General features: G+C 33.9%; 15 protein-coding genes. 7 read left to right on the top strand and 8 right to left on the bottom strand.

All coding sequences use genetic code 11. The annotated features are described in order from the left end of the window. Positions 1-219: 219 nt before the first annotated feature. The 3 genes from STA7437_RS07800 to STA7437_RS07790 all read right to left on the bottom strand — a co-directional run bounded on the left by STA7437_RS07800 (position 220) and on the right by STA7437_RS07790 (position 3,079). The gene (locus STA7437_RS07800) at positions 220-792 is read right to left on the bottom strand and encodes a DUF3611 family protein (protein WP_015192837.1); all 573 of its coding nucleotides are present in this window, start codon (positions 790-792) and stop codon (positions 220-222) included. Between the two features lie 127 nt (positions 793-919). Next, positions 920-2,488 (bottom strand): metallophosphoesterase family protein, encoded by a 1,569-nt coding sequence (locus tag STA7437_RS07795; RefSeq protein WP_015192836.1) that lies wholly within the window; start codon positions 2,486-2,488, stop codon positions 920-922. Between the two features lie 231 nt (positions 2,489-2,719). After that, positions 2,720-3,079 (bottom strand): hypothetical protein, encoded by a 360-nt coding sequence (locus STA7437_RS07790; protein ID WP_015192835.1) that lies wholly within the window; start codon positions 3,077-3,079, stop codon positions 2,720-2,722. Positions 3,080-3,587: 508 nt separating this feature from the next. On the opposite strand from STA7437_RS07790, the gene STA7437_RS07785 reads away from it, so the two are divergent. Beyond that, a complete protein-coding gene (locus STA7437_RS07785; protein WP_015192834.1) occupies positions 3,588-4,454 on the top strand; it encodes an SDR family oxidoreductase in 867 nt (288 codons plus the stop codon). A 63-nt stretch (positions 4,455-4,517) separates the two neighbouring features. On the opposite strand, the gene STA7437_RS24785 is transcribed toward STA7437_RS07785, so the two are convergent. Together STA7437_RS24785 and STA7437_RS07775 are read right to left on the bottom strand one after the other, a co-directional pair. Further along, on the bottom strand, positions 4,518-4,928 hold the full coding sequence (locus tag STA7437_RS24785) for a hypothetical protein (RefSeq protein WP_015192833.1): 411 nt from the start codon (positions 4,926-4,928) through the stop codon (positions 4,518-4,520). Between the two features lie 134 nt (positions 4,929-5,062). Beyond that, positions 5,063-5,632 carry a thioredoxin family protein gene (locus STA7437_RS07775; protein WP_015192832.1) on the bottom strand — a complete coding sequence of 190 codons (570 nt, stop codon included), beginning with the start codon at positions 5,630-5,632 and terminating at the stop codon, positions 5,063-5,065. 130 nt (positions 5,633-5,762) lie between these two features. Here STA7437_RS07775 and STA7437_RS07770 point away from each other — a divergent pair, with 130 nt between their 5' ends. From STA7437_RS07770 to STA7437_RS07750, 5 genes are all read left to right on the top strand, one after another. Beyond that, positions 5,763-6,167, top strand: coding sequence for an NIL domain-containing protein (locus STA7437_RS07770; RefSeq protein WP_015192831.1), 405 nt, complete (start codon positions 5,763-5,765; stop codon positions 6,165-6,167). 114 nt (positions 6,168-6,281) lie between these two features. Continuing rightward, on the top strand, positions 6,282-6,986 hold the full coding sequence (locus tag STA7437_RS07765; RefSeq protein WP_015192830.1) for an alpha/beta hydrolase: 705 nt from the start codon (positions 6,282-6,284) through the stop codon (positions 6,984-6,986). A 328-nt stretch (positions 6,987-7,314) separates the two neighbouring features. Beyond that, entirely contained in the window at positions 7,315-7,605 is a 291-nt protein-coding gene (locus STA7437_RS07760; RefSeq protein ID WP_015192829.1) for an RNA recognition motif domain-containing protein, read from the top strand. Between the two features lie 97 nt (positions 7,606-7,702). Further along, positions 7,703-7,882 carry a hypothetical protein gene (locus STA7437_RS07755; protein ID WP_015192828.1) on the top strand — a complete coding sequence of 60 codons (180 nt, stop codon included), beginning with the start codon at positions 7,703-7,705 and terminating at the stop codon, positions 7,880-7,882. Positions 7,883-8,469: 587 nt separating this feature from the next. Beyond that, the gene (locus tag STA7437_RS07750; RefSeq protein ID WP_015192827.1) at positions 8,470-9,273 is read left to right on the top strand and encodes an SDR family NAD(P)-dependent oxidoreductase; all 804 of its coding nucleotides are present in this window, start codon (positions 8,470-8,472) and stop codon (positions 9,271-9,273) included. Positions 9,274-9,353: 80 nt separating this feature from the next. Here STA7437_RS07750 and STA7437_RS07745 read toward each other — a convergent pair whose 3' ends face one another. Both STA7437_RS07745 and STA7437_RS24780 read right to left on the bottom strand, forming a co-directional pair. Continuing rightward, on the bottom strand, positions 9,354-9,788 hold the full coding sequence (locus tag STA7437_RS07745) for a GNAT family N-acetyltransferase (protein ID WP_015192826.1): 435 nt from the start codon (positions 9,786-9,788) through the stop codon (positions 9,354-9,356). A 9-nt stretch (positions 9,789-9,797) separates the two neighbouring features. Next, on the bottom strand, positions 9,798-11,621 hold the full coding sequence (locus STA7437_RS24780; RefSeq protein WP_015192825.1) for a glycosyltransferase family 39 protein: 1,824 nt from the start codon (positions 11,619-11,621) through the stop codon (positions 9,798-9,800). 343 nt (positions 11,622-11,964) lie between these two features. Here STA7437_RS24780 and STA7437_RS07735 point away from each other — a divergent pair, with 343 nt between their 5' ends. Further along, positions 11,965-13,035, top strand: a complete 1,071-nt coding sequence (locus tag STA7437_RS07735; protein ID WP_015192824.1) for a M42 family metallopeptidase — start codon at positions 11,965-11,967, stop codon at positions 13,033-13,035. On the opposite strand, the gene STA7437_RS07730 is transcribed toward STA7437_RS07735, so the two are convergent. Continuing rightward, on the bottom strand, positions 13,032-13,220 hold the full coding sequence (locus STA7437_RS07730) for a hypothetical protein (RefSeq protein ID WP_015192823.1): 189 nt from the start codon (positions 13,218-13,220) through the stop codon (positions 13,032-13,034). The genes STA7437_RS07735 and STA7437_RS07730 overlap by 4 nt on opposite strands. Positions 13,221-14,010 lie beyond the last annotated feature (790 nt).

Below are 14,010 nucleotides of genomic sequence, written 5' to 3'. Positions count from 1 at the left end.
TAGCGGTTCTTAGATGAATGAGATACAGTTCGTTTCCCTGCTTAAGCGTTGATAGTTGATAGTTAAGACCTACGGTAGTGCGCTTCGCTTATGTTAATGGTTGATTATTCATCCCTTATAATTAGTAATTAGTAATTAGTAACTGGTAATGGTGTACCTCACCAAGAGCGAGAAAGGCTATAGTGAGCTACTAAGCAATTGAATGAAAGTTTTTTATCCTCATTCTTTTGTAATCCAATCAAGTAAACCTAAAGAATTCATGCCACCAAGGAAATGTGCGCCCATGATATTAACATTTGCCAAGATTAAAAATAAATCCATTGATCTGACAATTTTTTCAGGTTGGTAAACAGCTACTCCTTGAGGTTGAGCGATCGCTTTGGCTAAAACTGCTACTACTGTTACTTCTGTGGCAATAAAACCTAACAATAAACCTAACATACTAACCAATAAACCAACCCGAAGAACATTAATAATCTCTTTGCGTTTCGGATGTAAGCGAGGATTTTCCGCCTGTAAACTTTGAGCTAAACGAGTACAACGCCAAGCCCAATACATTCTAAATCCTAAAACAAGAATAGCAGCAAGTGAAAAAAATAAAACCGTCGCGATCGCAGGATTATTGGATTGCTCGCTAAAGCTACGACTAAAGAATACTAAAAGTAAAGTAATGCCAGAAGCAAAACCTAATAATAAATGTACCCAATAACTAACTTGACCTAAAAACCCAAACGTACTCGCAAATTTTTGTTTAGGTGGTAGTTGTGACGGAGGATTTAATCGATTTTCCATTATTTTCTTACTCTAAAACTTTGCTCCAAACATAGCAAAGATAGAGAAATGCTCTCCTCTGTCAATAGTCACAAATATTAAAGTGAATGTTGATTAGATTAATCTAATCACAAATTTGATCTAACTACTATAAGGTAAAAGGTTTGAGACTATAATTATGCCATTGGTGTTGATATCGTTCGGCTACATAAGGACGAACCACAAATTTTGGTAACTGATTTTGCTCGTTAATCACATCGATGCGTAAAAAAGAATAAGGTCTTTTTTTATGAGAACCATGTCCATTACGACCGATATATAGAAGTGACTCAGCGATAGAAACAGTTTTACCTTGGTTATTTGTTCCTAGTAAAATTGTACCTTCGCTTCTTTGACGACGCAGACTGTGACCGCTACCACCACAAACAATCCAATTAAGATTAGAATCTGCGTGTCCTGTATTTTTTGTATAAATATGTTCAAGACAGTGCGCGTGACCAGAGAGAACTAAATCGACGACAGGACGATCTTGAGCAATTTCTTGAATAGCTTTGGCTACTTCATCAAAAACTTGGCGTAAATAATCTCTAATTGCCAAAGTTTGCCCTTGATTCCATTTAGTTGCTTCAGTAACGTAGGGAGGATGATGAAAATAAACAACTCTGCCTTTGACTGTTTCTGTATGCCAAGACTCAATCAATTGAGTTTTTAGCCAGTTTAATTGCTCAAAATCAACAGTAATTGGTTGCTGATTTAATCTTTTTTCAATATCCCGTTGCTCTTCTGAAATTTGGTCTATTTTGCTTTGATAATCATCAAGTATCTCTGCTTGTTCTGGTTGATTAGGGTCTAGTTGGCTAGATTTGTCCAAAATTTGTTGTTTTCTTTGTTCTAAGAGTTGATAACGAGAATTGAGTTGACGACGAACTTCTTCTCCCTGTTTGGTATCGGGTAATGGTGATGGTTCGTTAAAAGTATTAGAATCGAGTGCAAAAAAATCAATGTTTCCGTATCGGAAAGTATAGTAGCGATTTGGCAATCGAGTAAACTTTTCTGGTTGATAGCGCAAACAACGATTTTGATTAACTGAGGCTGTATAGTGTTGGTCTAAATGCTTTTTTAAATTGATTTCTCCTTTAATTTTTAATAAATAATCCAGAAAAGCTTCGGCATAAGTTTGTCCCTGAAATGAACCATGCCAACCGACATCAAAATCAATTTTGTTGGGAACTAAATGACGTAAAAACCAGCTAGCTTGCGATAACATTCCGTAAACAACTGGCAAGTCGTAGTAATCGTGATTACCTAATACGGGTAAAAAAGGTATGTTAAAAACTAGACGGTCATAAGTAAGCTGTTTAGGTGAGTTACCACCTACTAAATATTCTTGATAAGGTTTGATAAAATTTTTGTAATAATATTCCTTAGAACCTACCTGATAAACTACATCGCCTGTATGAAGGATGAAGTTAATTTCATCTCGATGTTCCAGCATCAATTCGGCAATTTGTCTTTGAGGATTATGACCATAATGTTCCCCACAACCGCTATCCCCAATGACTAAAAAAGAAAATTCGGGATTGTCAGCAGCACCATCGTCAATTACTAAACGAGTTTGATCTATAGCAAACTGTTTGATGATTGGTTCTTGCCATCGCACCCTCTGCTTCATTTTGTTAATTTTAACTGCGATCGATGGCTCGGAAACAAATTTCATAGATAGAGCTAGCTTAATTTAGTAAAAATCGTCCACAAGAATTTTATATACTGCTACGGGAAAATTAGAAGTATTATTTACTTATTCTTTGGTTTGTATTAACTTTTAAATCGTAAAGAAAGTTAATTGAAAGCTCGCTCTATCTTAGGAAAGAAATTTATAGAGCGATTCAAAAAGAATTGCTCTACAACTCTTCAGTAGCTACAAAACTTCGGTAGAAGCAATTGCCAATTATTCTTCTTCAATCACTTGGCGAATGCGTTGTTCTAAACGGTCTAAATCTAGATTGCCCTGATCACGACTAATCCGACGTACAGTATTATTAACGTGACTGAGATCGACAAGTAGATCTTGCAGAATTTCTTGTTGTTGACGAGATTGAGTAATTTCTTTTGGTTCTTGAACAATATCGCGAACAATAGTTTCTTCTGAACGAGAAGCTACAATGGGATTACTTTCGCCTTCTAAATAAACTAAAGTGCGTTTTCCTGGACCTCTTTCTTCTTCAATTGGTACTAAAGCAGTAACGCGATCGGAACGCACATATTTACCGAAACCTAAATGAACTAATACAGATGATTGAATCTTCATGTTGAGATAAAGCTATGAAAACAATAAAGCTTTTGAAATTCTTCTTACTTATTTATATTTTAAATTGATTTACTTAGTTTTGGTTAGGGTTTTGCCTATTTTTGTGGTGCAATTTCCTACCTTGAAATTTAAAAAGTTTCGTTTTTAATGTAACTAAAATTAAAATAAAAATCGAAACCCAAAACTGAAATAAAAAAAATATTAGAAATAAAAAATATTAAACTTCATAAATCATACTTATGACATATTTTTGCTTGGTAATTTTTTTCTACATTGACTGTAAGCCGACTAAATAACTGTTGGTAATACAAACAACCAATTGATTTAAAGCGACTGCATTGCGCCTCGCTCCTCGGCGAGATCGCGCTAGCTGCTGCTGGGCAGTCGCATTTTTGGTTGTCTTTGCTAAAAAAAGTTCAGCCTAATTTCCGAACTCAGCCTAATTTCCGAACACTGATTTGTTGTTCATTTTTTAACAAACATCAAGCAAAACAAGAGAGAATTATTTATGACTATTTCCGCAGATCAAATTCCAGCACAATCGCAAGAAAGAAAACCTGGATTAGAATCTGAGATCAAACCTCAGCCTCAGTATGACCGCGATGATTATCAAGGTAGCGGTAAACTAAGAGATAAAGTCGCTTTAATTACTGGTGGTGATAGTGGTATTGGTCGTTCGGTAGCTGTACTATATGCCAAAGAAGGTGCTGATGTAGCGATTGTTTATTTAGATGAGCATGAAGACGCAGAGAAGACTAAATCTTTAGTTGAAGCACAAGGAAGAAAGTGTTTATTAATTCCTGGTGATATTAGCGGGGAAAAGTTTTGTCGTGAAGCAGTAGAACAAACAGTCAAAGAGTTAGGCAAACTTGACATCTTAGTCAACAATGCTGCCGAACAATATTTGGAAGATGCTGAAACTTTAGAAGATATAGATTCTGAGCGTTTAGGAAGTATTTTTAGTACCAATATTTTTTCGATGTTTTACTTCACTAAAGCTGCAATTCCTCATCTAAAAGAAGGTAGTTCGATTATCAACACTACTTCAATTAATGCTTACAAAGGTAATGCAGCATTATTGAGCTATTCTACTACTAAAGGCGCAATTTTAGCATTTACTCGTTCTTTGTCTCAATCTCTGTTAAAAAAAGGTATTCGTGTTAATGGTGTTGCTCCAGGCCCAATTTGGACACCGTTTATTCCCGATGCTTTTGATGCCGAAAAAGTTGAAGGTTTTGGTAAACAAGTACCCATGCAACGTCCAGGACAACCTGTAGAAGTTGCTACTAGCTTTGTGTTTTTAGCTTCAGATGATTCTTCTTACTTTGCTGGACAGGTTCTACATCCCAATGGTGGTGTAGTTGTGGGTGGATAAATTAAGAATTGAATAACACAAATTGTAAGGGCGATCGCTTGATCGCCCCTGAATTGATTTTTTTTAAATCCAATCTTCTTCGTTATCATCAAATTGTTCTTTGGTTTGATTTGATTGTGTAGACGGAGGTGTAATCAGTGGAGAATAATCTCTGTCTTCTTGATCAAACTCTTCATCAAATTCATCATCAAATTCTTCTTGATATTCTTCAACTACCGCAGAATTGGCTACTTTTGGTAATAGTTCTGATGGTTTTTTTCCTTCTACTTCGGTGACAATGATTTCATCAATCTGACTAAAAAAAATATTACCTTTAGCATCACATAAAGTTGCTATCAAAGAATTTTCTTGTTCTTCTTTAACAAAAAGATCGTTGAGAAAACGAGAGGGTAAAGATACTTGCTTTCCTCCCTCATTTATACCTAAAAAAAGGTATTCATTTCCTGTTCTTTTATGTTTAACAATAATTGTCATAAAAAATTTCCTTGTCTAGTAAGATAAATTGCACTTAGTTGATGGTTAACTGGTCACTGGTGTACAGGCAATTCATGAATTGCCCCTACTGGTAACTGTACAGACGTAACATGTTACGTCTCTACTGGTAACTATTATTGAACTTGTGCCGAATGACTACGAGGATCGTCTTTGCTGTTTTTCGCTGCTGAAATAGAACGCTCTACCTGAGAAACTTGACCAGTAGAATTAGCATAAGGTAATGCATTTTGAGCAATTAAAGCGTCTAAATTCGCTTCTAAAATTGGACGTGGTTGTTCGCCAATAGCTTCTGCGATCGCTTCTCCTGTTTGATTTATAAAAACAAAATGAGGAATTCCATCAACTTGATAACGGAGAATTTCAGGCAACCATTTGGTATTGTCAACATTAAGCATGACAAAATTGACGCTATCTTGATATTTTTGTTTAACTGCTGCTAAATCTTCAGCCATTGCCTGACAAGTATTACACCAATCAGCATAAAATTCAGTCAGGGTTGGTTTACCATTACTTAAAGCTACTTCTAGGGCAGTTGATTGTTGTGCTTGAGTTTCTAATGAATTAGCACTAGTTTGGGTTTGTGAGCTAAAAAAGAGACTAATACCTAGAGCGATCGCGACTAAAGCAAGTAAAATATTTCTGAAACGATTATTAGTAGGAGATTCGGAAGGATTAGGATTCATTAGCCAATTATTAAAATTAATCACAAATCTAATTGTAACGATCTTGATTATCTACTTCCGAGTAATTGCCCAAGAGCTATCAATTCAATAGTTTTTTATCATAGAGAAAAGATTCATCCCAGGCAGACAATTGAAAAAGCGAGTCACCTTAACTTTTCTGAGAAATACAGTTCATATGCCAGTCACCTACCGACTAGCAAAAGACTTTAATGTCGCTGCTAATATTATCCGCGCTCAAGTAGCACCAAATCAAATCGGTACACTGGTGGTAGAACTTTTAGGAGATATTGATGAAGTAGAAGCAGCAATAGAATGGATGAGATCGCAAGGGATTGAAGTTTCTTCTGCCAGTGGAGAAATTGTCATTGACTTTGATAGTTGTGTTCACTGTGGTTTATGTACTGGTGTCTGTCCCACTCAAGCTTTAACCCTTGAACCAGAAACTTTTAAACTCAAGTTTTGGCGATCGCGTTGTGTCGTTTGTGAACAGTGTATTCCTACTTGTCCTGTTGCTGCTATTTCTACAAATTTATAATTTTAGTCTATCTTTCAGTCTTCTCTTGATTTAATTCAATTTCTTTCATTCTTAAGTTTCAAAGGATAAAATTAACCAATTATAAAATAAATAATGTAAAGTTATGTAAAAAAAATGACTTCATCTCAAAGCGATCGCTTGTCGCAATTAACGAAAGAACCGTCTGAAAAAGCATTAAAGGATATTTATTTTATTAGTGGTTTAGGTGCTGATAAACGTGTTTTTCAACGACTAGAATTTAAAGGATATCAGCCAGTTCACATTGATTGGTTAGAACCAAAACCCGATGAATCTCTTGCTGAGTATGCTCAACGTCTGACGACTCAAATTAAATCTGAACATCCCATAATTATCGGATTATCTTTTGGTGGTATCGTTGCCATAGAAATTGCCAAACACATTCAAGTAGAGCAAATAATTTTAATTTCTAGTACTAAAAATAAGTCAGAAATCCCTTTTTATTTGAAAATTTTACGCTGGTTTCCTATTCATCGCATTTTTCCTTATCAAACCTTTCTTTTTATAGGATATTCATTAATTAAATGGTTTTTTGGTTTGGAAAACAAAGAAGAATGTCAGTTACTTAAAGCGATTTTATTTGATACCGATGCACACTTTATTAAATGGGCAATTCACCGAGTAGTTATTTGGAATAATGAAACCATTCCCGAACATCTGTATCATATTCACGGGGAAAGCGATCGCATTTTTCCCATTCGTTTTGTTAAACCAGATTTTACTATCGAAAAGGCAGGACATCTAATGGTTTTGAACCGAGCCTTTCAAATTTCAAAACTGATTGAAAAAGTTATTAATTAACAGAATTTTGCTCAATAATCAATCTCAACTTCGACTGATATTATGGCAGGTTAAACAACAAGAAGATAAAGCGTGTCTTATTATAAGCATTTAGAGCCAAGTTGTGAGCAAGTGCGATCGCTATACTATTTCTTGTAAAAAACTAAGATTTTTTTAATAAAGTCGCTATAGCCATTTTCAAGAAAAGTGTTAGTATAGTTTTTGAGAATAAAGATAAGAGATAGAATTTGTATTCAGTATTGATAGGTTTTTTCCACAGAGTATTGATAAGCTTCTCTCCTAAATCTTCACTCTCTACAAAATTTACGATTAAGGAGACAATTGATTTATGTCAATTTATGTAGGCAATTTGGACTATGGGGTTACTCAAGCAGACCTCACCGATGTCTTTGCTGAATATGGAAGCGTTAAACGCGTTCACCTCCCTACTGACCGCGATACAGGGAGAGTAAGAGGCTTCGCCTTTGTAGAAATGGGAACAGAGGCAGAAGAAGATAAAGCCATTGATGCTCTTAACGGGGCAGAATGGATGGATCGCGAATTAAAAGTGAATAAAGCTAAACCTCGCGAAGATAGGAACTCGTTTGGTGGTGGTGGTCGCAAAAACTACCGCTTCTAAGCTTTAAATTTAATTTAAATAAAGCTTCTGGGAATCAAACGGATTAATTCCACTGGCACTTCCCAGAAGTTTTTTGTTGTATCAATGAGGAATCATAATGTCTCGACGTCGTAATGCTAAAAAAGAAAAAGCGGAAAGAAACAAACTTAATGCTCGAAAGTTCCGCAAAACATCTTTTAATTACTCGCGAAGGAATAATAGATACTCTAATAGCGAGCAAAAATCCTCAGAAACTGAAGAAAACAAATCTGAAGAAAACAAATCTTCTTCTATCTGAACATACTTCTAAGACATAGCTTTACTTAAACGCTCAAAGTATGGTAATTAGTTATTTCTACTTTACGATAGATAGCTAATATCGTAATTCTACTTATCATACTTAGTAGAGTGAATACAAAATCGCTCTAAATTGTCTTTGGTTTATTGATTGATCTGGCTGGTTTAACTACAATAGCAGCTAAACCAATAGCTGAACATTTGGTGTTGCTAATTTGATGTATGAATCGAATCTTGTCATGCTGAATGTAACAAATTCTGAGGAACTTTTTACTTGGTTAAAAAGTATTTATGAAACAACAAAAGCAGCTACCGAAGTTCTTATAAAACTGTTGCTGGAAATATCTAGCATGAGTTTTATCAACAAAAAACTTTGACTTGTTTTTGAAAAACTTTTTTAACTTAATTTCAAAAAACAACTCTTAGTTAAAAAGGCTAGTTACTTTAGTTCTTTTCACCTAGCATCTGCATGAAAAATTTGTCTTGTTCAACCACCGTGTTGACAATTCATACTGTTTTAATTTAGCAACGCCAAATATTTTATCAGTAAAAACCATTGCAATTTACAGGTTTATACAGGAAATAATCATGGATTTGGGAATTAAAGGTAAAGTCGCCGTAATTACTGGTGGAGATTCAGGTATAGGCAAAGCAACTGCTAAATTACTTGCAGCAGAAGGAGTAAAAATTGCTTTACTTGATAAAACTATCGAACCCCTCAAAGAAACTGTTGAGGAAATCAACAAAATTGGTGAAGCATTTCCTGTGTCAGCAGATTTAAGAAATCTAGAAGAAGTTGAAGCAGCTAAACAACAAATTATTGATCGATTTGGTACAGTTCATATATTAGTTAATTGTGCAGGTATTACCGGTTCGACTAAAGAATTTTTAGAATTAACTGATCAAGATTGGTATGAAACTATTGATATAGATTTTATGGCTGCGGTAAGGGTATGCCGTGCTTTTATTCCAGTGATGCAAAAAGAAGGTTGGGGACGAATAGTTTTAATTGGTTCAGAGGATGCTGTTCAACCTTATCCTGATGAAATGCCTTATTGTGCAGCCAAAGCAGCTATTCTCAATTTTGCTAAAAATTTGTCTCAAGTATATGCTAAAGATGGCATTTTAGTTAACTCTGTTTCTCCAGCTTTTATCGCTACACCGATGACAGATAAAATGATGGAAAAAAGAGCGGAAGAATTAGGAGTTAGCTTCGATGAAGCAATTGAAAGTTTTTTAGAGGAAAAACGTCCTCATTTAGAACTAAAACGACGCGGAAAAGCACAAGAAGTAGCAGCAGTAATTGCCTTTTTGTGTTCCCAACATTCTAGTTTTGTTGTCGGTGCTAATTATCGAGTTGATGGCGGTTCAGTGGCTACTGTATGTAATTAGTAATTTTAATTCCAGTAGGGATAATCGCTTCGCTGCACCCAAAGGTGGGATGAATTATCTCTACAAGTCAGATGTAATTTTTATAGTTTTTTAATCATCTTGATATGAGCAATACCTGCCTCTTGAAAAGTTTTACCAACCTGCTCAAAACCTAATTTTAAATATAATTCTTTGATATATTCTTGAGCATGAATTATTACCGCTTGATAGTTATCATTACTAACTATTTCTAAAGCTTTTTCCATTAATTTCTTGCCAATACCTTGACCTCTAGCCTCTGATAAGACAGCTAATCTTTCAATTTTTACTGTCTGTTCGTCTATGGTTCTAATTCTAGTTGTGCCTACTGGTTGCTGATTTAAATAAGCTATAAGATGTTGAGACTTTTCGTCTAAACCATCAAATTCTAATTCTTCTGCTACTCCTTGTTCTACTTGAAAAACTTGAGTTCTGATTGTTTTTATTTCTTGCATTTTTTTCTGATAATCAACAATTTTTATTTCGATAAAATTCATTGTTATAATTTATTTTCTTTTAATTGACCAAAGCGTTAAATGAATTTCTCCTGGAGTAATGAGTTTTGGTTGATATATTTCTTTCATACTAATTTGAATATTATTTTGTATGCTTTGCTTTAACTGTGTTGAGGGATTAAACAAAAATATTGGGTTAGTAATATCAAGTAATTTAAATAAAGTAGCATTAGAATCAATGAATTTTATTTTTACTTTAGTTTGTAAATTATAACTAAGAGAAATTACGTCCATTGTTTGGTTGGCTTCGGAAATTAGAATTGGACTTTGAGCTTGATTAATAATTTCAGCAATAGAAATATTGTGAAGATTACGAGATTTTTGATATTGAGGAGATTTTTCTAAATTAAGAGTACAAGAAATAATACCTAACACTAACAAAAAAGATAAAATAATTCTTCCTAGTTGGGGTTGACTTTTTTTCATCCAATTAATCCATCCTAATTGACTAGCTAATAAACAAACTACTGCCAAATGAATACCTAATTGAGCAGGAATAAGATATCGAGGTGTAGCAGAACGTTGATCGTTGAAGATTAAGTCAGTAATAATTAAAATTGTCGGAGTTGCGATCGCTTGAGTTAAAATAAACCAAGTAATTTTTTGTTGATGATTAAAAATAAGAAATAATAGGGAATAAAAAACTAAAATTAATAAAATTAAAGCGGTACTAATACCAATAAAAGTTACAGGGTCTAAGATAGCAACTAGGGAGGATTGATCAAGTTTATTTTGATAAATAGTAATTAAAATACCTACAATAGTAAAAGATAAATACCAAATTAATCTGTTCTTTTTTAAATATTTTTTTTGAAAATAAAAATAAATTATTATTCCTAATCCCAAAATTACTACCAACATTACTAAAATAATTACTACTTTGAGTGGATTTAAGTCAGAAGATAAGGGTAAATCACCAAAAATCAGTAAAATACTAGCAATCCAAATTCCGAGCATGGCGGAAATTTGTAATGGTTGATCCATCCAAGAAGTATTATCTTGAAGGGCTTGCCAATTTTGAGCGATTACTAAACACCAGGGCAGAAAAGCAATAACAGCTAAACTTAATGATAATAAATAGTTGCTGGTTTTTTGATTAAATTTAAACTTGTTAATAATAAAAACATAACTTCCTTGTCCAATTACCACCAAAAAAGAAAATAAGGAAATATAAAAAGCTAAAATTGAACTAACTGTATAAAATAACCAATTTTGTAATTGATTAGTTCTTAACGCTCTTAACAAAATAGCACTAGAAAGTAAAATTGTTACTGTCCATAAACTGTAGGGTCGTGCTTCTTGTGCATAAGCTACATAAAATGGAGAAACACTCAAAAGCATCATAGAAAGATCGGCAGTTTTAGTAGATTTAAATAATTCCCAACCAAGCCAATATAAACAAAGAAGAGCCAATAAACTACAAACAACTGATAAACTTCTAATTGCAGTAACTGAATTGCCAAATATTTGTACCCAGAATCTGGCTAATAAAAAGTAAAGGGGTGCGTGTTCTGGACTTTTTTTTAAAGCGTTAAAAGTATCGTGTAAATTTCTGGCTGAGGAAACTTTTTGATATTGTTGTAAATCTGCTACAGATAACCATTCTTGATTAGTAAGTTTTTGAGTAACTTCTGCTTGTGTATAACCAGAAATTCTTACGTAAGTAGCAACTTCATCCACCCAAAATATTTTTTGCTCTAGATTAGCACAACGAAAAAAAATACCTAAACAAATTATCAAAATAATTAAACAAAACCACGCATAATCTTTAATTGTTTTACCAAAAGTTTTACTACCAATTAGCGATATTTTCATACAATATAAGAGTGGTTGATTTCTTTGCCTCGATTTCAATTTTTAACAGTACAGTGTAACATCAGTTATCAGTAGAGACTTATCACCGACACGTTTGTAAAATTATTGTCCACAACTTATAACGTATAATTGATAAATTTTTCAGAAGATTTTAATACCAAGGCAAAATTCAATATAAAATAAAAACTCTTATTTCTCTCCTGTTACACCTGAAGCACCTTTGCACTCCTTCGTTTTATAACTATGAATTAGCCCACCCACTTTGTTGGTTGGTATTGTTGTTTTATTAATGAACCAGAAACAATCGCAGTTAAAATTTTCTTGGCAACCTATCTAGTTTGATATGCAATTTAATAGCCAGACAAATTCAATTTACGATCGCTTGTTTGATACTATTAGTGAATTAGTTTTACATCACTCTCCTAGTGGAGTTGAAGCCCAAATTGATCGCTTACTACTAGATCGTTTTGCTACACTCGGGGTAGAATCTTGGCAAGATCGTGCAGGAAATATTATTGCCAAAATTCCTGGAAACAATTCATCAAGAGCAATTGCCATTACGGGGCATAAAGATGAAATTGGGGCAATTGTCAAATCTATTGATTATCGGGGCTGTTTACAGATAAGAAGATTAGGTGGCTCTTTTCCTTGGGTATATGGAGAAGGTGTTGTAGATATTTTGGGTGAGGAGGAAATAATTAGTGGAATACTTTCCTTCGGATCTCGTCACGTTTCCCATGACTCTCCACAAAAAGCCCAACAAGAAAATGCGCCTTTAAATTGGGAAGACGCTTGGGTAGAAACCAAATTGAATTTAGAAGAATTGGAAACTGCTGGTATACGCCCAGGAAGTCGAGTGGTAGTAGGCAAACATCGTAAACAACCAATTCGCCTCAAAGATTATATTGCTAGCTACACGCTTGATAACAAAGCTTCGGTAGCAATTTTACTGGAACTCGCCGAACAAATAAAAGATCCAGCAGTTGATATTTATTTAGTAGCCTCTGCCAAAGAAGAAGTTGGGGCAATTGGCGCTTTATACTTTACTCAAAATCAAGCATTGGATGCTTTAATTGCTTTAGAAATTTGCCCTCTTGCTACCGAATATCCCATTGAAGCAGGAGAAATTCCCGTTTTACTTTCTCAAGATGGTTACGGAATTTATGATGAAAATTTAAACTCTGAATTAGTACAAGCAGCCAATCAAGCGAATATTCCCTTACAATTTGCTGCAATCAGTGGTTTTGGTAGCGATGCTTCGATTGCCATGAAATTTGGTCATGTAGCACGGGCTGCCTGTCTTGGCTTTCCTACAGAAAATACTCATGGCTATGAAATTGCTCATCTAGGTGCGATCGCTAATTGTATCAAGTTACTTTACACTTACTGTGATAATTTAGAAAATCTTATTTAAACCATTTCCATTTCCATTTCCATTTCTTTGCTTAATTCTCGAAAGGGGGCTACGTATAAAGGACAAGCTTGCCAACGTCCCTCAACTGCTACACCCAGTTTTTGACAATTACCTGATTTTCTGCCCAGCAATTGATAATTACGACAATAAATACAAATACGTTGATTGGAATTGTTAAGTTTCATTGCCTTTTTTTTAGTGGTGATTAAATGAATTTTTAAATTTGATCTCTACTTCCTAAAAGTTCGATCCTTGAAAAATCAAATATTAAATCTATTTAAAAAATATTATGAATGACTAGTAAGTTTAATCTACCTAAAGATACAGTTTGAAATTATGTCGATCAAGTTAGATGATGACTCAAATCTAAACCAAATAACTACAGGAGTCCAAACCTGTAAAAACTAATTTTGCTTAATCCTTTGTTTTTTAGACTTGATCCCTTAACTAAAATCAATTTTCAAAAACAACTCTAGAATCGATCCACCTTCACCAAAGCAATTAAATTACTTGTAGATTTAATAACTAATAAAAATAAAAAAATAAGCTCTTATATAGGTAACTTTTAAAATGCTTATTACTTAAATTTAGAGATTAATAATATAAAATTACCTTAAAAAATCGAGCTTGTTTAGCAAAAAAAATAATCATCTTTTTTCGATAAAAAATAAAAAATTTAAATCCATCTACAGCTATAAAAACCAGTTATAGCGGTTCTTAGATTAATGAGATACAGTTCATTTTCCTGCTTGAGCGTTGATAGTTGAGACCTACGGTAGTGTGCTTCGCTTATGTTAATGGTTGATTATTCATCCCTCATAATTAGCAATTAGTAATTACTAATTACTAACTGGTAATGGTGTACCTCATAGAGCGTGAGCAATGCTATATATCAAATTCCTAAATTAATGTCTGAGTTTAGCAGTGCCAAAGCCCTACCCAAGATTTGTAGTAACTAAAAAACAACTGTAAGAA

This window comes from Stanieria cyanosphaera PCC 7437, from assembly GCF_000317575.1.
Lineage (GTDB): Bacteria > Cyanobacteriota > Cyanobacteriia > Cyanobacteriales > Xenococcaceae > Stanieria > Stanieria cyanosphaera.
This window is presented reverse-complemented; position numbering and strand designations above follow the sequence as displayed.